Here is a 17,835-nt window from a genome sequence, read left to right on the forward strand (position 1 = left end):
GGGGCGCGCGCGAGGCGCGCGTCCGCTGCGCGGCCCGCCCCCCCCCCGCGCGGGCGTGCGGCCCCCCCCCCCCGACCTCCCCCCCCCCCCCGGGCGGCCCCCGCCCCCGGGCCGCCGCCCCACCATAGAGATATGAGCGCCCCCGTGAACCTCGTCAACCTCGCCGCCGACCTCGCCGTCGACGACGCCAAGGTCACCCCCGGACTCCTCGGCTTCGTCGTCTTCGCCGCCCTCGGCGTGGCCACCTGGTTCCTGGCCAAGTCCATGAACCGGCAGTTCAAGAAGGTCGACTTCGCGGAGGAGCCGGAAGCCCCCAAGGAGTGACGGCCCGGGGCCGTGGGGCCCTCGTACTCCGAGGCTTCGGGTTCTCGGTGAGCGTGTGACGGCCGCCGGGCCGGCTTAGAGGAATCCGGTCCGGCGGGCCGTACGGCCGTGCGCGGTGGCCCTCCGGGCCGGGACCCGCACCGCGGCGAGGGATCAGCCCGTGCTCCGGGTCAGCAGGTCCTCCGGGATGTCCGAGACAATGGCGGGCTCCCACGGACTCCGGTGGGCGAGTACGAGGTCCTCGCGGGCGCGGGTGCACAGCACGAGGAACCGCAGTCGCGCCTTCACGCTTGTCGGGTCCTCCGCGTAGGCGTCCAGGTCCGGCACGAAGACGCTGTCGAACTCCAGACCCTTGACGCCCACGGCACTCACGATCCGGATGTTGCGGTTCGAGAAGTCCATCGTGTTCCGGTACCGGTCGTCGTGGGTGTAGGCCTGGGTGTGCTTCGCGAGTCCGAGCCGGGTGAACTCGCTGTGGATCTCCCGCAGCAGATGGTTCGACCGGCAGATGATGCCGATGCTGCGGTCCCGGTGCGCCTGGAAGTACCGGGAGACCTCGGTGAGGAAGTCACGTATGGACGGGACCCGCAGGAGAGCCGGCGTGCGGCCGGAGCGTCGGGGCAGGGCGGCGTCACTCTGTCGCCTGACGTGGAATTCCGAGGCCAGCGCCGCGATCTCGCGACTGTTTCGGTGGTTTCCGTTCAACACGAGCGGGCGGATTGTCGCGCCGAACTCCCGCGAGATCTCCGGCACGGTGCTGTGATGGTCCCCGATGGGCTGGTTCTCGTCCGCGAACACCGTGACCTCGATGCCCAGGATCCCGCACAGCCGGTAGAACCCGATGGGCAGCCTCTGTCCCTCGTCGATCACCAGGTGCTCGAACGATCTGGTCCCCCGGAGGAGGCAGGCCTGTTGCATCGCCGTCCAGTCGTAGCGCCAGCCGCCTTCGTCGATCGCCGGCGGGGCAGCGTCGAGGTGCTCCTGCCAGAACTTCCGGACCCAGCGGTGGAAGGTGGTGACCTGGACGGCTTCGGTGAGGCCGGGGGCGATCTGCGCGAGGTACTGGTGCAGCAGATTGGAGTACGTAAGGAGGGTGACGCCGCTGGGCCTGACCACTTCTAGTGCCCAGGCGCGGTGGACGGCCATCACGGTCTTCCCGCCGCCGGGGGAGCCGGTGATGACATGGTTGCCGTCGAAGGGAAGGTCGACGACTGCCCGCTGCTCGGAGCAGAGGTCGAGGAGGGTGGGGAAGTTCATGGGGTGTCGACGGCTCCGGCGGATTCCTCGATCGCGGCCCTGAGGACGTCGCGGAAGAACCCTGGTACGTCCTCGTCCCCGGGGCCGTACCCGATCAGCAGCGTCCGATCCAGCAGGGAGTTGTCGATCTCGCAGCACGTCTCGGGGAGCAGCGTGCAGGCGTGGCACGCGGCGCGATTGAGGTTGGCCAGGGACCGGCCGGTCGAGTCGGCGCACAGCGGGTCCTGAGAGCACCACTGGGCCGATTCGAGCAGCCGGATCAGCGTCTCGGAGAGGTTCGGGGGTTGTCCCTGCCGCACGAGTCCGCCCAGCGTCCCTTCCGTGTCCCCTGCGGCGGTGTAGATGAACACGCCGGCCTGCGGGGGGAGTTCGCTCCCGGGGCCGTGACTCCGTGCGTAGACGCGTTCCCGTAGCGACGCGGCGTTGTATCCGCTGTCGTACGAGAGCTGGCGGATGAAGTGATGGGCCAAGGTGTGCAGCATCACGAACCGGGGGAGGAGTTCCGGTCCGGTCTTGCCCCTCAGCCGGTCGGCCTTGAACGAGGCGTTCAGGTCCTGCTCGATCCGCTTCGTACGGCGGCGAACCGCGGGGTTCTGCTCCCAGTGGGCCAGATCCCGCTCGTTCACTGCGATGAAGATGCCTTCCCCGTAGGTCTCCACCGCCGGCAGCCACCTGGTCCGGTTCCGAGTGTTGACCGACACCATCCGGCCTCCCTCGGCCTCGTCGCCGTCACCGGAGTCGGGCTCGTACCGGGTGAACCCTTCGAGGGCACGGACTTCACGCACTCGGTCCGCCACGACGACCGCGGAGATCGCCGAGGCCAGGTTCCGCAGTGAGGACGGGGCGGTGTCGTCGATTCCGAGCCGGGTCCGACGGACGGAGAACGTCTTGGAATCGGAGACCGACTCAGGGGTGGCGAAGGCCGCCCATTCGGCGATGCTGAGATCCTCTTCCGAACCGTCCTCGATCGGATTCGAGCCCGTGGGACCGGAACTCCGGCGCCGCACCGAATCCACGAAGTTCTCGTCCACGCCGCACTGTTCGGCGATCTTCGCCCTGAGGAAGTCGGACACGGGGCCGTCCTCCGCGCTGTTGAAGTCCGGCCACAGCGGATGATCGACGACGTTCAGGGCAGCTTTGTCATCCTCCGGCAGGCCCGCGGGCGTGGGGATATCGATCGCCGAGTGGGTGATCGGGAAGTAGACGTTGGAGGCACCGCGCTGCACCGCCCGCGGTGCTTCGTCGCAGGGATCGGCCTCGTCGGAGTCCGAAAGCCACGGATGGGTTCCGGTGCACCGCAGACCCGTCTGCCGCAGGGCGTTCTTCTGGCTGATCCCGGCGAGACTCCGTTCGGCCCTGCAGGTGGTGCAGACGACGTGGAGGGCGTCCAGGCCGAACGACTCCGGGGTGGCCCGGAACTCCAGTCGTCTCTGGTGGCACTGGCGCTGTGCGAACCCCTCGCCCCTGGAGTGCGCCCAGCGGAACCAGTCGACGTCGGCCATGTGACCCGCCCGGCACACCTGGACGAAACGCATCGGGGCCAGCTGTGGCCTGCCCACGCAACTCCGGCAGGAAGGCTGCTCGTTCCTCACCTCCTGGTCGTTCCGCCAGTGCTGCATCGACCGGCACTGTGGACAGAACAGCCATCTGGGGAACCGCACGTATCCAGGGCCCACGCGTGTCACGAAGGAGGCCTTCCCGGACGGAATGACCGGGGCCGAACGAAAGGTCTCGACCCGCAGCTTTCTCGCGAGCCGTGGTGATTCCACCGACTCGCCGTGTGCGGCCCAACTGCGGATGTCGGCAGCTACGAACGATTCGCCCCGGAGGTCGATGATCCCTCCGACACCGAAAGGAACGATGGTCTGCGACCGGCGGACCTTGCGACGGACGTCCTTCATCGAGCTCATGTTCCTCTCACCGCGATGAGGCATTCGCGGTCCACATTGCGCATCGACTGCGCCGTCTCCCAGATGCCGCCCTGCTTGCCGAAGTCGGTCAGGAGGGCCGAATGCCCCCGTCCTTGGGGCTGGTAGTAGAGCCGCTCGCCGTTGTAGCCCGCTTCCTCCGCCGCCTGCTGCCATTCCTGGATCAGGGAGTCCAGCTGTTCGGTCGCGGCGGCGGCCTCCTCCGGGTCGGCGCGACGGACGTGGTCCAGCAGGAGGTCCCGAACCCGTGCGACCCCGCTCGGGTGGTCGAGGATGTCCCCGGCCCTGTTCTCCGCGCCGAGACCGATTCCGTGCCGCACGAGGATCGTGAGCGCCGCGTGCAGGGCACGGTTGCGGGACGGCATGGACCAAGGCGTGACGCTGGTGGGTTCGACGTGCCGGTAGAGCGAACGGTGGTAGACGCCGAACGATTCGTAGTGGGACCGGTCGCGGGGCTTGGTCGAGCGGAACAAGGTGATGATCAGGCCCGGCACATGCCGTCGGCCGACGCGGCTCGTGGCCTGGATGTACTCCGACGTGGTCTTGGGCTGCCCGTTCATGACCATCAGACCGAGCCGCGGGACATCGACACCGACGGAGAGCATGTTCGTCGTGGCGAGGAAGGAGACGCTGCCGGTCTCGTCGAACCGCTTCCCGAGACGCTCCAGGAGCCGCGGCTGCGCGGCGCGCGGGATGTTGCTCGTCAGTTCGACCACCGCGTCGTCGTTCAGCCTGCGGCGCCGGCGTTCGTCCTTCGTCAGGTGTTCGAGACGTACCGGAATGTCGTCCCGGGCGATCGTGACCGTTCGGCCCAGCTCCCGCAGGCTGTTGTGGTAGGCGACCATCGTCCAGTAGGAGTCGCGCAGGGCATCGTCGTCGCAGGTCGCGGTCGGTGCCTGCAGTCCGGCGGCGCCGACGTGCACGGTCGCCGTCGACGCGGTGTGTCCCTGTGCCATGACCCCGAGGTAGAGGCGTCCGGGTCTGTCACCGTCCGGCGAAGCGAAGTAGGAGTGGCCGGCCTTCAGCCCCGGCGGCGGGAAGAGCTGAGCGGGGCGGCCGTAGAGGCCGCGGATCTGGTCCTGCGAACGGCGGATCGTCGCGGTGGACGCGATCACCTTCGGGCGGGTGCCCTGCCAGGCACACAGTTCGAGGACCGCCGACTCGTACAGGCCGACCATCGTGCCCAACGGGCCGGAGAGCAGGTGCAACTCGTCCTGGATCACCAGCGACGGTCCGCGTCTGCCGTTCCGGCCGAAGAGGTTCCCCGCGTCCGGCTCCCAGGCGAGCCGGGCGAACTTGTCCACGGTGCCGAGTACGAAGGTCGGCGGGTTGCGGTAGATCTGCTCGTCGACGACCGACACCGGAAGCCGGTCGTGGAACACGCAGGTCTCGCGGGGGCAGAAGAACTCGGTGCCGATTCCGTCCGCCCGGATGCCGAAGTCTCGGTCCTGCCCGTGTCGTTCGGGAACGATTTCGGTACCGCACCAGGGGCAGCGCTCGAGCAGGAACCGATCGTCCGGTTGGGTCATCTGCTTCAGGACGCCGAGTTCCTCCTGAGCGGCGGAGATCTTGTTCGGTGTGGTCTCCTGGCCGACCCACAGCCCGATGGAGATCGGCTCGTCCCCCAAGCCCTCGGGCGGTGGACCGTCGTGTCCCCGTCGGATGTACTCGAGGGCGCAGACGGCCGTCGCGGTGCGCTGGAACTGTTGGGTGGTGAGCAGGCTCAGCGTGTACCGGCTCAGGACGGCGGTGCCTCCACCCTCCGGGCCGTACCACAACCGTCGCCAGAGGATCTCGAAGCAGGAGGTCAGGAGGTAGGCCTCGGTCTTGCCGCCACCGGTCGGAAACCAGATGAGGTCGACCGTCGCGCGATCCTCGTGCTCGGGGTCCATCAGGCTCTCGACCACGAGCAGGAAGTAGGCGAGCTGGAACGGGTGCCAGGTGTGGTCGTCGCCCGGTTCGGTCAGCTCGACGACTTCGCTGTTCCGGCGGCGTCGGGTACCCGCCAGTTCGGGGCGGCTGTGCAGCATCTGGAGAGCCATGGCCCGATTGGCCAGCCGGAATGCTTCACGGGCCTTCTCGCCCGCAAGGGTCGACGCGGTGAGCGCCTCGATACCCGAAGCCATGCGATCGAGGGCGGTGCCGATCCGGTCGAGGATGCGTTCGGCTGGCGCGGCGGCCCATGCGCGTAGAGACTCCGCCTCGAACTGCTGGGTCTCGAACCACTTGCGATAGCCCAGCACGAAGGCGTGCAGTTCGGAGCGGAGGTCGTCGACCGGGACGTCGGACCGGGACAGGTGGGCCAGGTTGAGCACCGGCAGGTCCCTGGGCCCGTCGGGTTTGATGTGCTCGACCGTCTGCTGCGGCATGACCTGGGCGTGGACCGTGGTGACCTGCTCGGGTCCCTCGTCCCACTCGACGGCGCAGCCGTGTCCGACCGCCCTCGTCACGATGTGCCGGTACTGGACCCGGAGCTCCTGCTCCTCCTCGTCACGGCTGTTGAGGCGAGTGCTCGGATACTCGAGGATCGTCCCGTCGAGCGTCGTCGCGTCGAGCTCCGTCTGGAAGAGCATGAGGTCCCGGTCCTTGTGACGGCTCTCCTCCTCCTCGTGCGCGTTGGCGAGTGCGCAGGTGACGAGGTGCCCCGCACCGAAGGGCCGCCACCGGACGTGGAGCCGGCCGTGTCCGTCCAGGACCTCGATCGGATCGGACTCCTCGGGAACGACCTCCACCGTGGCCGCCAGCCTGGGCAACCGCCGCCAACTGCGGCGTCCCCCCTCGCGCAGGGTCGCGTAGCGGGAGGCTTGGCAGGACACCCGGATGCGACGGGCATTGGTGAAGAAGGAGAAGCCCAGGGAGGACGGGAGCCAGGCGTTCGCCTCGGCGACCGGGTCGTCCGCGAAGCTGTCCTCCTCCCCGCTTCCGGCGGAGGTCCCGTCGAAGGCGGTCTCGCCGTCCTCCTGCGAGTGTTCCAGCACGGAGGCGCCGCGCGGGTACAGCGTGCCCATCAGGTACCGGCGGTCGGGGGGATCGGCGAGGACCTCGTCCTCGGGGCCCGCAGGGCCGACCAGCTGTTCGCGGAGGTACTTCACGAAGTCCGCACGGTGACCGGGGAGTCGCGTGTCCGGCTCGCTCATCCGAGGCGTCCCTCCCGGGCCAGGGAGGCGATGCCGAGGTTCTTCAGCACCTCGCGGGTGCCCGGTCGACAGGCGATCCAGAGCTGGGCGCGTGCCCTCGTCCATGCGACGTAGAGCGCGTCGAGTCGTCCCTCCAGGAATTCGGGTTCCAGATCGATCAGACAGACGATGTCGCTCTCATGGCCCTTGAAATCGGCGATCGAGGACCACACCAGGCGGTGCGTCCGGTCCGTTCCGACCACGTCGGTGAAATGCTCGATCCGGGAGGAGCGACGGGTGAGGCGCGCCGAACTCGTCTCCCAGCTCCCGGAGGCGGACAACAGGGCGATCCGCTTCGGACCGACGTTCTCCTGGGCCAGTTCGACCACATAGTCGTCGAGTCGACGGGCCTCTTCCTCCGGGCCGCTCACCTCGACGAATCGGGTCGGCGCGCCCTCACCCGCGGTGGCGATGCCGAGGTCGGCGCCGGTGTAGAGGTTGACCTGCTTGACGATCTGTACGGTGTTGCGGCAGTTGCGCTTCAACGGGCCGTACTTCCGGCCGAGACTGTTCAGATAGTTCCAGGCCTCGGGGTTGTAGCCGTCGGGATCCAGCACCTGATTGTTGTTGTCCGACATGAAGATCCAGCGGCCCTGGTCGAGACCGCCGGCAACCAACTTCTCCAGGGTGTCCAACTTCTCGAAGGTCATCAGGTCCTGGGCTTCGTCCACGATCAACTGCTCGAAAGTACGGTTGCGAACCTCGTCGAGGCGTTCGAACGGCAGGACGGTGATCCTGTCCTCGGTGAGAAGGCGATTCAGATGGGTGGCCAGTGTTCTGCTTCCGCAGGTGAACAGGACACTGCCGGTGGCGGATCCGCGGCGAGCCGCCTCGGCGGCCAGGAAGGTCTTCCCGGTGCCGGCGCCGCCGATCCAGATGAGTCGGGGTTCGGACTCCAGCTCGTCCAGCCTGTCGAGCTGCTCGTTCGTGAGCTGTTCGAACCTGACATCCAGTCGTGACAGTTGGGAGTTCAGGTTGGGGACAAGGTCGAACTCCGGACGGATCGCCTGGACGATCTTCTTTCGCAGGGCCCCGGGGACGGGAGTCGAGGCCCATCGGTTCTGCTTGAGCCACTGGCGCGTGGCTCGCTCGATGCCCTGGGCCAGGCCCCGTCCGCCGTCGAACTCCTTGGCGCCCAGATACTGTTCGGGCCTGAACTCGGTCGTGCGCTGGAGGTCGACGTCCGGGGTGATCACGAGATACCCACCGGGGACCCCTTGGTCCCGCAGGTTGCCGATCAGGCCGCCGATCTGCCGTTCGAGCTCGTGCATGCCGGCGCTGGCCTGCGCGAAGGGACTCTCCTTGGGGCCGTCCTCGCGGCCGGGCGGGCCGTAGTACCAGCCCCCGTCGCGTTGCTGCACCCGGCCGCCCTTGACCTCGATGAACAGCAGGAGGTCGGGCATGACGACGACGAAGTCGATCTCGCCGACGCGCTTCCGGTCACCCTCGGGGAGGTGGACGGTGTGCAGCGCGACGCTCCGGTCGTCGGGAACCCCCTTGAGCGCCGCGAACACGTCGCGTTCCGCCCGGCTCCTGGTCCTGCTCGAGATCTCGCTCGGAATGATCCGCATCCACTCTCCCCGATGGTCGCGCCGACACGTCATCAAGATAGCGACTGAGGATTCCACCGCGCGCGGGCCTCGTCCAGGAAGTGTCGGCAGCGGTGGTCCGATGAGTGGTGGACTACAACATGGCACTGATGGGAAAGTGGGTGCAGGGGGCGAGATGATCATGGAGTGGGGCGCGGAGTCCGGCAGTCGGATGGATGATACCGGTCGTGATCTGTTGGTCGGCCTCGTCCGGCGATTCGCGGACGAAGGTCTCGATCGTCCTACGGCCCTGGCGAAGGTGGCCAGGGCCGCACTCCTCGGTCCGGCAGACATCCAGGTGTTGTACCGGGCGGTGGCGGCCGCGGAGGTCGGGACGGAGGACATCGAGGACCACACCGACCTGCCGCGAAACGCGGCCGATGCCCAGGAGCACGATCCGGTCGAGGTGCTCGGTGACGGGGCCGGTCCCGAGGAGGACGAGGAGAGTCCGGACCTGGCATCCCTCCGGGGGACGGTACGGGTGCAGGATCTCGGGGCAGCCCGTCGTGCTGCCCTGGTCCTGCTCGAGACGGACCGTCGGCGGTCCAACCCGCACCGTCGACTGCTGACTGCCGAGGAGGAGGTGGGACTCTGCCTCCTGTTCCGAGGTGCGACGAAGTCGTCGCAGGAGTTACCCGAGGGGTACGTCGCAACGCTGTCGAAGGACGGTGTGGAATACGAATCCTTCTGTGCGATGGTGTCCCACAACCGACGGCTCGTCCACAAGATCCTCCAGTCGATGGGGCGTCGGCACGACGGTCCCGACTACGACGACCTCGCGCAGCACGGGATGCTCGGGCTGATCCGGGCCGTGGAGAAGTTCGACATCTCCCTGGCTTGCAAGTTCTCCACGTACGCGACGTGGTGGATCCGGCAGCGGATCACCCGTGGGGTGGTCAACGAGGGCGGAGTCATCCGCCTGCCGGTCCACGTCTGGACCGACATCGAGAGACTGCGGCGAGCCGAGCGACAGTTCCTGGAACGAGGCCTGATCCCCGGCCCGGAGGATCTCGCCCTGGCGTGCGAACTCAGCCCCACGCGGGTGACGGAGTACCTGGCCCTGAGCCGACGCGTGGTGATCTCGCTGGAACACCCCATCGGCGTCGACTCGACAGTCGGGGACCTGGTGGCCGGTGACCTCCGAACCGTGCCCGGCCCGGAGCAGGCGCTGTGGTCGGCGTTCGAACGGCAGGAGATCCGGCAGATGTTCGACGCGTGTTCGTTCCCGGACCGGACCCGCGAACTCCTGCTGCTGCGATTCGGGTTCGTCGACGGCCGATCCTGGACCCTGGACGAGATCGGGCGACGGTTCGGGATCACCCGCGAGCGCATCCGGCAGATCGAGAAGCTCGCACTCAAGGACATGAGGATTCACCTCGGCCTGGACCTCGACGACTCCGGATCGGAGCGCCGTCGTACCAGGGGCGCTCGAACGATCGCCCAGGAGAGAGCGGAGACCGGGACACACGGAGACCAGGGGACGAGGAAGGACACGCCTGACATGGAAGGAACGCGGCCTTCCGGCACACCCGGTGCGCCGGGGACGGACAGCAGCTCCGACAGGAGAGATGAAGCAGTGGCCTCGGAGGAGACCGAGTACGGTCGGCAGCCCGCCGACCGGACCACAGGGAACACGACCGTCGGGATCAGGACGGAGTGCACAGCAAGTGCAGGCTCCCCCGGCGGGTCCGTCGGGACGGCGGCGGTCTGGTACCACCGCCCCGGTCATGACGACGGCGGACGGGAGTACGGCAACGCGGCCGCCTTCGCCTTCGAAGCGGACGTGGAGGTTTTGGCACGCGAGGCGACGCAGAACAGCCTGGACGAGCGTGACAGGAGGAACGACCGCCCGGTCAGGGTGCGGTACACGCTGCACGAGCTGACCGGTGACAGCCTCACCCGGTTCCGCCGGGCGATCCACTGGCACGACCTCCGCTCCCACTACGAGGCGGCCGCCGCGCAGGATCAGAAGGTCGGACGGGTCATCAGCGCGGGCCTGCGCGAGATGCGCGAACGGGATCGCCTGATCCTCCTGCGCATCGACGACTACAACGCCAACGGGCTGACCGGAGACGACTACGAGGACGGCCGGTTCGCGGCCGTCGTCCGGCGTCAGCTCGACAGCCGCAAGTCCGACGCCTCGGCGGGTGGCTCGTACGGACTGGGCAAGGCCACCTTGTGGGCGACGAGCCGTCTCGGACTCGTGTTGATGAACTCGACGCTCTCCGAACCGCACGAGGGGAACACCCGACGGAGACTCGTCGGACGTCTTGACCTGCCCTGGCGAGAGCTGGACGGAAAGAGGTTTGCCGGCCCCGCGTGGCTGGGCGTCCCGGATGCCGGTGCCGAGAACTCGGACGTCGTCCGTTCGTGGTGGGCGGACGAGGAGACGGTCGAGCGTCTGTACCTGACCCGCGAAGGCGACGAACCCGGTACATCCTTCCTGATCGTCGGCGCGCACGACGTCGCCAGTCTCGCGGAGGCCGGCCAGGATCGCGAGAGCGACGGGGGCGACGACGAGGACAGCCTGGAGCGGATGCACCGTAGACTGGTCGGCGCCTTGGGGCGCAACTTCTGGGCAGCGATGACATCGGGAGGCGACCGGCCGCCCCTCCTGGAGGCCTCGGTGCGAACCCTGCGCAACGGGGTGGAGCACCTACCAGAGGAACGAGTCGATCCGCAGGTACACCAGCCCGCACGCTCTCGTGCACTGCAGGCCTTCCTGAGTGGCACCACGGTGGATCGCATCACGGAGGCGGGCCAGGTGGCGCTCACCACGGTGCCGTTGAAGGTCCCCGAGCGGGACGGACTCGTCGGCACGGGAGGCGAGCACCGGGCCGTGCTCCTCGTCACGGAGTCGACGGACGCCGACGGAAGGATCAACCGGGTCACCGCTATGCGTGGCAACCGCATGACGGTCAGGACCAGTTGGGTGCCAGGCCTCCCGGTGGGGACGAACCCCTTCCAGGCGGTGCTTCTCGCAGGTACGGCTGCCGGGGGCGATGCGCCGTTCGCCGCCGAGGCCGAGGAGTTCCTGAGGTCATCCGAGCCGCCCGAGCACAACAAGTGGGGACAGACGGAGGAGTTGAGGATGCGCTTCTCGCCCTCGGCCCACCGGCGGATCTCGGTGATGACCTCGGAGATCAACAAGGCCGTGCACGACCTGGTGGCCATCCCGAAGGAGTCGAAGCCCGGCGGCGCGAGCAAGGTGGCCAAGAGGCTGAAGATCTCCGGCAGGACCGCCACCAAGGCGAAGGGCATCGCGGCGCCTCCGAAGCTGAGCGATCTGGAGGCCGTGATCGATGAGTCCGGTGCATGGCGGATCACCGCGGAGGTCAAGGTCACACCAGGGGAGGAGGCCTGGCGCATGGACCCGGTCGCCAAACTGGACGTCCGGTCCGGCCCCCGTCCGGTGGTCCGGTGGGCAGAGCTGGTTGCCGTCAGCAACTGTGAGGTGATCGACGGCGTGCTGCACTTCGCGCCTGGTGCACGCCGTGCCGTCTTCCGAGGCATCACCGATGTTTCCACGCATCCGGTGCGGGCGGCCCTGACCGGCCTGATCGTCGAACTCCAGGAGAACAGGGGGAACATCGCGTGAAGGTCTACCCGTACCCCCGGTTGGCCGGCGCGGTGACGGCACGCGTCACGGCCGTTCGACTCCGAGGCCCGGGAGGCACCCGGGAACAGCTGGATGCTCGGGCCTGTTCCGTCGTCGAACAGGTCGTGGCACTGGGCCGGGCCGAACGCCCCGACTGGCGGACAGCGCGGCTCTCCGTGGCGGCGACCGTGCCGGTCCGCGAGATCGAGTCGAAGGGACACTGGGCCGATGTCGTGGTCGTCGCCGTGCTGACCGAGGGGGTGACCAATGCCCGTACCGTCGCGAGGCTGACGGCAGGGCTGGGGGGCGACCGGGAGTGGACGGGGGAGATCGAACTCGACCGGGACATCCATCTGGACCGGGCGACCCTTGCCGTGCAGGTGGTCGCCACCGTCGACGGAGTCCCGGGCCGGATCATCGGCTCCACCGACCAGGACTGGATGGTCGATGTGGCATCCGACGTCCCGCTGAGAGAACGCCAACTCGACGTCACCACGGTGAGTTTCGCCCGGGGGGCCGAGTGGCTCCGGAGGTTCCGGGACACGCCGTGGATCGTCGACACCTCGGGGCGGATGCCCGTCGTCCGGCTGAACTCGGACTTCGAGGGGCTCGTGGCGCTCGTCGAGGGTCAGGGTTCGAAGGTCGAGAGTCTTGTGGCCGAGATGTTGCTGGCCCAGATGTGCGCCGATGTGTGGACAGCTGTCTTCCACACGGCCATGGGAGACCTGGAGATCGAGGACGACGGCACCCCACTGCTGCCGTCCGACTGGCGAGGTGCGGTGCTACGGGAGATGCTTCCGGACGTCGTTCCCGGGCGATCGGCGGAGGAGGCTCTCCGCGAGGTGCATATCCGGCGCACCGGAGAGGGGAGCTGGACCGATCTGCAGCCGCGGATCCAGTACGCGGCCGCACGCCGGGCCGATGTCCCCCAGACGCTGGCCGCCACCATCCGCACCATCGGACGACTCGACCAGGAGACCCACGCGTGACTTCCCGCCCTGAGCACCTGCCGGAACGGCTCGCTCTGATCACTGACGCGCAGGCCGCGGAGTTCCTGTCCGCAGGACTGCTCGAAGGACGTGAGGACGTTCCGTCCATCGCGTTGAACAAGGTGTCCGAGCCGTTGGCCGTCGAGGACGCGCGCTTTCGACTGCACCGGGTCCGGGACCTGATCGACGACGCGATGGACAGGTTCCGGGACGAGCGGCCGACGGCCGCGGACGCGTGGCTGGCGCCACGGCTGCACGAGACTCTCCGGCTCACACGTCGGGAGGCCGCAGAGAAGGGACTCTGGACGTTCCTGGCCCTCGGGGTGGCGCCGGACTACGTCGTCTGGCGACACCTCCCCGAGCCGAAGGCCGACGGTGCCCGCAGGAGTGTCGCCCGTGACAAGTTCGTCGGTGCGCATTACAAGCAGTCGTTCGCCCGCCTCTGGTGGGCGGCCGAGCTGTTCCGGGACGGCCCTGACTACCGCCCGGTCACCATGGCGTGCGGCAACCAGGACATGCTCAACTCGGCCCTGCGACTGGACGTCATCGACCACCGCCCCACCGCGTTGGCGCTCGTACGGCTGATGGAGAGCGGTGCCGTCCGTACCGGACGCGAGGTCAACGCCCTGACACCTGCGGTCAACGCCGCCGCGGCGACGCTGATGTACGACGTCATCGCCCCCGATGTGGAACGCGACGGGGAGTCGCTGCGCGACTGGATCGAGGAAGCCGGATCGGCGCTTCCGCCGCCCCGGACGGGTCTGCCGGAAGGTCCCGAGGAGGAGCGCGCTCCGGAGGAGTCGGTCCGCAGGCTGGTCGTGCACTTCGAGGAGCTGTTTGCCGACGCGTCGGTCAGGGGAAAGGCGGCCGGAGCCGGCGGGTGACCCAAGGTGACCGGGTGAGCACGCACCCCCGGACCGTTCACCGGTGGGTTTCGGACCCGGATCGGCGTGGGCGGTCCGGCTGCCGATGTCCCAGCGCCGTGGTCACCCGGGATGCGACGGTGTCCGGCAACTCGTGCTCCCAGAAGCGGAGGACGGTCCAACCCGCCGAGGCCAGCTGTTCGTTCGTCTCCCGATCGCGCTCCATGTTGCGGTCGAGCTTCTGGCGCCACCACTGTGCGTTCGCCTTCGGGCTGGTGGCGTGTTCAGGGCAGCCATGCCAGAAGCAGCCGTCGATGAGGATAGCCACCCTCGCCCGCGTGAACGCGATGTCGATCTTGCGCCTGGGCATGCCGGGCACCGGATAGTGGATCCGGTAACGGTACCCGGCGGCGTGGAGAAGCTGCCGTACCGCCCGCTCGGCGCCTGTGTCCCGGTTGGTCTGCCGACTCATCCGGGAGGACACGGCGGGACTGGAAGGAGGCGCAGAATGCATGGTTCCAGTCTCGTGCCTCGACGGGGTTTCGGTCCATCGCCGGCCGGTACGGCGGGGCCGGACCAGGCCGACGGGCCAGCCGGCTCGGCCCGGCCAGGGGCCGGCCTGACGCGAGCGGGGCGTGTGATGCGCGAGGATGGGGGGCATGCCGAACCGTCTCGCGGACGCGACCTCGCCGTACCTGCTGCAGCATGCCGAGAACCCGGTCGACTGGTGGCCCTGGGGGCCGGAGGCGTTCGCGGAGGCGGAGCGCCGCGGGGTGCCGGTGCTGCTGAGTGTGGGGTACGCCGCCTGTCACTGGTGTCATGTGATGGCCCACGAGAGCTTCGAGGATGCCGGGGTCGCCGGTTACCTGAACGAGCGGTTCGTCGCCGTCAAGGTGGACCGGGAGGAGCGGCCCGACGTCGACGCCGTCTACATGGAGGCCGTGCAGGCCGCCACCGGGCAGGGCGGCTGGCCGATGACGGTGTTCCTCACGCCCGACAAGGAGCCGTTCTACTTCGGCACCTACTTCCCGCCCGAGCCCCGGCACGGGATGCCGTCCTTCCGGCAGGTGCTGGAAGGCGTCGACGCCGCCTGGCGGGGCCGGCGGCAGGAGGTCGCGGAGGTCGCCGGGCGGATCCGGGCCGACCTCGCCGAGCGCGCCGCCGTCTACTCGGCCGGTGCCCACCACCCGCCCGCCGGCGCCGACCTGCACCAGGCGCTGGTCACCCTCAGCCGGGAGTTCGACGACCGGCACGGCGGCTTCGGGGGTGCGCCCAAGTTCCCGCCGGCCATGGTCGTCGAGTTCCTGCTGCGCCACCACGCCCGCACCGGCTCCGAGGCGGCCCTGGAGATGGCCGTCCGCACCGGCGAGGCGATGGCCCGAGGCGGCATCCACGACCAACTCGGCGGCGGCTTCGCCCGGTACGCGGTCGACGCCGGCTGGGTCGTGCCGCACTTCGAGAAAATGCTGTATGACAACGCCCTGCTGCTGCGCGCCTACCTGCACCTGTGGCGGGCCACCGGATCCCCGCTGGCCCGCCGGACCGCGCTGACCACCGCCGACTTCCTGCTGCGCGAACTGCGCACCCCCGAAGGCGCGTTCGCATCCGCGCTGGACGCCGACAGCCTCGACGAGGAGACCGGGAAGTCCACCGAAGGCGCCTACTACGTGTGGGAGCCAGGCCAGTTGGTCGACCTGCTCGGCCCCGCCGACGCGGCCACCGCCGCCCGGCTGTTCACCGTCACCGCCGGCGGCACCTTCGAACACGGCACTTCCGTCCTCCAACTCATCGCCGATCCCGAGGACTTCGCCGAGTACGAGACCATCCGCGCCCGGCTGTTCGAGGCCCGCACCCGGCGGCCCGCCCCCGCCCGCGACGACAAGGTCGTCGCCGCCTGGAACGGCCTCGCCATCGCCGCCCTCGCCGAGACCGGCGCCCTCCTGGAGCGCCCCGACCTCGTCGAGGCCGCCGAACGCGCCGCCGACCTGCTGCTCGCCGTCCACCTCACCCCCGACGGCCGGCTGCTGCGCACCTCCCGCGACGGCCGGGCCGGCACCAACGCGGGCGTCCTGGAGGACTACGCCGACACCGCCGAGGGCTTCCTGGCCCTGTACGCCGTCACCGGCGACGCCGCCTGGCTGCAACTGGCCGGCGGACTCCTCGACACCGTGCTCAAGCACTTCACCGACGAGGCCTCCGGCGCGCTCTACGACACCGCCGACGACGCCGAGGAACTCATCCGGCGCCCCCAGGACCCCACCGACAACGCCACCCCGTCCGGCTGGACCGCCGCCGCCGGCGCCCTGCTCACCTACGCCGCCTACACCGGCTCCGACCGGCACCGGACGGCCGCCGAACGGGCCCTCGGCATCGTCGGCGCGCTCGCGTCCCGGGCCCCCCGGTTCATCGGCTGGGGCCTCGCCGTCGCCGAGGCGCTGCTCGACGGGCCGCGCGAAGTCGCCGTCGTCGGCCCGGCCGACGACCCGGCCACCGCCGCACTGCGCCGGGCCGCGCTGCTCGGCACCGCGCCCGGGGCGGTCGTCGCGGTGGGCTCGCCGGCGGGCCCGGCGGATGGTTCGTCGGCGCGCCCGGTGGAGAGCCCGGCGGATGGTTCAGCGGAGGACGGTGGCGCGGAGGTGCCGCTGCTGGCGGACCGGCCGCTGGTCGGCGGGGCGCCCGCCGCCTACGTCTGCCGGCACTTCGCCTGCGAAGCGCCGACCACCGACCCGGCAGTCCTCGGCGAGCGGCTGGGCGTCGTCGTCGAATAATCCGCTGGTGGGAGGGGCGCGGCCGGGCCAGAATGGGCCATGACCTGGACCTTGAGCAGCTCGTTCGACGACTTCCGGCGCCACGCGGAAGAATTCCTCGCTGCCCGCCCGGCCGAGAGCACCATCCTGCTCACGGTCGTCCACCGGCTGGCCGAACGCGGCCTGGACGTGTTCGGGCAGCGGCCACCGGTCTTCGGCTGGTGGCGCCCGGTGGACGGCGGCCCGGTCGAAGGAGCCTTCCTCCAGACGCCGCCGTTCAGCCCCCGGCTCTCCTGCACACCGGCGGCGGCAGCCGAGCTGGCGGTCGAACTGGCCGCCGCCGGGAGCGAGTTCACCGAGGTGTCCGGCGTCGGCGGAGGTGCGGACGCGGTCCGGGCCTTCGCCGCGGCCTGGACCGCCGCCACCGGCGCCGACCAGTCCGTCCGCTTCAACGAACGGCTCTACCGGCTCGGCGAGTTGACCGACCCGCCCCGCCCGCCCGCCGGCCACCACCGACCCGCCACACCGGCCGACCGCGAACTGGCGATCCGCTGGTACGAGGAGTTCCTCGTCGAAGCCGGGGTCGACCTGCCCAACATCCCCCAGGCCGTCGACGACCGGATCGCCACCGGCGGCCTCCACCTGTGGGAGGACGGCCGCCGCCCCGTCGCCCTGGCCGGCAGCAGCCCGGTGATCGCCGGCATGTCCCGCATCGGCCCCGTCTACACCCCGACCGACCAGCGCGGACGCGGCTACGCCAGCGCCGTCACCGCCGCCGCCTCCGCCCATGCCCTCGCTCAGGGGGCGGCCGAGGTCCTGCTCTACACCGACCTCGCCAACCCGACCAGCAACTCCATCTACCAGCAGATCGGCTACCGGCCGGTCGAGGACTGCCTGACCCTGGACTTCACGACGCAGGACGGAAGTCACGCGTAGTCGACCGGACGGCCGCCGACCACCTTCGTGTTGAAGGGGTCGGCGGCCGAAGTCGCGACGGGTGCCGGCAGATGGTCCGCGTTCACATACGTCTGCGCGCAGGTCAGCAGATTGCCGCCGGCCGACTTCATGTCACCGGCCAGGCCGTCCAACATCGCTTTCCAGGCCGCACCGCACCCCTGCAACGCCGCCCCGCTCTGCCAACCCGCCAGACTCCCGGCCGCCTTGGCGCTCGGCTCGGCCAACTTCGCGGTCTCGTCGGGCACTTTCCCGGCGACGGCCAGCGCGCTGTTCCCGGCCGCGGTCAACTCGCCGGGTTTGACGGTGAATCCTGGGTCGCTCGGCACGATGTCCCCCCGATCTCCGTATCGATAGCGGGAGTTATGGTATCCCTGAGTGCTCCGGGGACACCTATGGGTAACGGGGGG

The 17,835-nt window shown here is 69.5% G+C and carries 12 protein-coding genes and 1 pseudogene; 7 read left to right on the forward strand and 6 right to left on the reverse strand.

The annotated features are described in order from the left end of the window. The first annotated feature begins 132 nt into the window (after positions 1-132). Positions 133-324, forward strand: a complete 192-nt coding sequence (locus tag ACFV6D_RS08925; RefSeq protein WP_063348010.1) for a hypothetical protein — start codon at positions 133-135, stop codon at positions 322-324. 153 nt (positions 325-477) lie between these two features. On the opposite strand, the gene ACFV6D_RS08930 is transcribed toward ACFV6D_RS08925, so the two are convergent. Genes ACFV6D_RS08930 through ACFV6D_RS08945 form a run of 4 tightly spaced genes read right to left on the reverse strand, consistent with a single transcriptional unit; the run spans position 478 to position 8,289 of the window. Continuing rightward, on the reverse strand, positions 478-1,581 hold the full coding sequence (locus ACFV6D_RS08930; RefSeq protein ID WP_380492675.1) for a DNA helicase: 1,104 nt from the start codon (positions 1,579-1,581) through the stop codon (positions 478-480). Further along, the gene (gene drmB / locus ACFV6D_RS08935) at positions 1,578-3,491 is read right to left on the reverse strand and encodes a DrmB family protein (protein WP_380492673.1); all 1,914 of its coding nucleotides are present in this window, start codon (positions 3,489-3,491) and stop codon (positions 1,578-1,580) included. The genes ACFV6D_RS08930 and drmB overlap by 4 nt, the downstream gene beginning before the upstream one ends. After that, the gene (locus tag ACFV6D_RS08940; RefSeq protein WP_380492671.1) at positions 3,488-6,646 is read right to left on the reverse strand and encodes a helicase-related protein; all 3,159 of its coding nucleotides are present in this window, start codon (positions 6,644-6,646) and stop codon (positions 3,488-3,490) included. Before ACFV6D_RS08940 ends, drmB begins: the two co-directional genes overlap by 4 nt. After that, on the reverse strand, positions 6,643-8,289 hold the full coding sequence (locus ACFV6D_RS08945; RefSeq protein WP_380559022.1) for an NERD domain-containing protein: 1,647 nt from the start codon (positions 8,287-8,289) through the stop codon (positions 6,643-6,645). The genes ACFV6D_RS08940 and ACFV6D_RS08945 overlap by 4 nt, the downstream gene beginning before the upstream one ends. Positions 8,290-8,968: 679 nt before the next feature. On the opposite strand from ACFV6D_RS08945, the pseudogene ACFV6D_RS08950 reads away from it, so the two are divergent. The 4 genes and pseudogenes from ACFV6D_RS08950 to ACFV6D_RS08965 form a co-directional block, all read left to right on the forward strand. Continuing rightward, positions 8,969-9,631 (forward strand): annotated as a pseudogene (locus ACFV6D_RS08950) (RNA polymerase sigma factor RpoD/SigA); the annotation flags it as partial. 144 nt (positions 9,632-9,775) lie between these two features. Further along, on the forward strand, positions 9,776-11,872 hold the full coding sequence (locus ACFV6D_RS08955) for a transcriptional regulator (protein WP_380492677.1): 2,097 nt from the start codon (positions 9,776-9,778) through the stop codon (positions 11,870-11,872). Further along, positions 11,869-12,861, forward strand: a complete 993-nt coding sequence (locus tag ACFV6D_RS08960; RefSeq protein WP_380492667.1) for a hypothetical protein — start codon at positions 11,869-11,871, stop codon at positions 12,859-12,861. Before ACFV6D_RS08955 ends, ACFV6D_RS08960 begins: the two co-directional genes overlap by 4 nt. Further along, positions 12,858-13,745, forward strand: a complete 888-nt coding sequence (locus tag ACFV6D_RS08965) for a DUF6339 family protein (RefSeq protein WP_380492665.1) — start codon at positions 12,858-12,860, stop codon at positions 13,743-13,745. The genes ACFV6D_RS08960 and ACFV6D_RS08965 overlap by 4 nt, the downstream gene beginning before the upstream one ends. Before the next feature lie 37 nt (positions 13,746-13,782). Here ACFV6D_RS08965 and ACFV6D_RS08970 read toward each other — a convergent pair whose 3' ends face one another. Continuing rightward, complete coding sequence (locus ACFV6D_RS08970) at positions 13,783-14,238, reverse strand: very short patch repair endonuclease (protein WP_380492663.1); 456 nt, start codon at positions 14,236-14,238, stop codon at positions 13,783-13,785. A 145-nt stretch (positions 14,239-14,383) separates the two neighbouring features. Between ACFV6D_RS08970 and ACFV6D_RS08975 the strand changes: the two genes are divergently transcribed. Together ACFV6D_RS08975 and ACFV6D_RS08980 are read left to right on the forward strand one after the other, a co-directional pair. Further along, positions 14,384-16,492: a thioredoxin domain-containing protein gene (locus tag ACFV6D_RS08975; protein ID WP_380558976.1), complete on the forward strand. Its 2,109-nt coding sequence runs from the start codon at positions 14,384-14,386 to the stop codon at positions 16,490-16,492. 39 nt (positions 16,493-16,531) lie between these two features. Beyond that, a complete protein-coding gene (locus ACFV6D_RS08980; protein ID WP_380558978.1) occupies positions 16,532-17,407 on the forward strand; it encodes a GNAT family N-acetyltransferase in 876 nt (291 codons plus the stop codon). On the opposite strand, the gene ACFV6D_RS08985 is transcribed toward ACFV6D_RS08980, so the two are convergent. Next, positions 17,398-17,754 (reverse strand): hypothetical protein, encoded by a 357-nt coding sequence (locus ACFV6D_RS08985; protein WP_380558980.1) that lies wholly within the window; start codon positions 17,752-17,754, stop codon positions 17,398-17,400. The two genes, ACFV6D_RS08980 and ACFV6D_RS08985, sit on opposite strands and share 10 nt — an antisense overlap. Positions 17,755-17,835 lie beyond the last annotated feature (81 nt).

The sequence above is a fragment of the Kitasatospora sp. NPDC059812 genome (genome assembly GCF_042732075.1).
GTDB lineage: Bacteria > Actinomycetota > Actinomycetes > Streptomycetales > Streptomycetaceae > Kitasatospora.

Excerpts from the sequence above, each read along its gene's own strand:
- ACFV6D_RS08975 (WP_380558976.1), top strand. The coding sequence starts at position 14,384 with ATGCCGAACCGTCTCGCGGACGCGACCTCGCCGTACCTGCTGCAGCAT.
- ACFV6D_RS08930 (WP_380492675.1), bottom strand. The coding sequence starts at position 1,581 with ATGAACTTCCCCACCCTCCTCGACCTCTGCTCCGAGCAGCGGGCAGTC.
- drmB (WP_380492673.1), bottom strand. The coding sequence starts at position 3,491 with ATGAGCTCGATGAAGGACGTCCGTCGCAAGGTCCGCCGGTCGCAGACC.
- ACFV6D_RS08940 (WP_380492671.1), bottom strand. The coding sequence starts at position 6,646 with ATGAGCGAGCCGGACACGCGACTCCCCGGTCACCGTGCGGACTTCGTG.
- ACFV6D_RS08925 (WP_063348010.1), top strand. The coding sequence starts at position 133 with ATGAGCGCCCCCGTGAACCTCGTCAACCTCGCCGCCGACCTCGCCGTC.
- ACFV6D_RS08980 (WP_380558978.1), top strand. The coding sequence starts at position 16,532 with ATGACCTGGACCTTGAGCAGCTCGTTCGACGACTTCCGGCGCCACGCG.
- ACFV6D_RS08970 (WP_380492663.1), bottom strand. The coding sequence starts at position 14,238 with ATGCATTCTGCGCCTCCTTCCAGTCCCGCCGTGTCCTCCCGGATGAGT.
- ACFV6D_RS08955 (WP_380492677.1), top strand. The coding sequence starts at position 9,776 with ATGGAAGGAACGCGGCCTTCCGGCACACCCGGTGCGCCGGGGACGGAC.
- ACFV6D_RS08945 (WP_380559022.1), bottom strand. The coding sequence starts at position 8,289 with ATGACGTGTCGGCGCGACCATCGGGGAGAGTGGATGCGGATCATTCCG.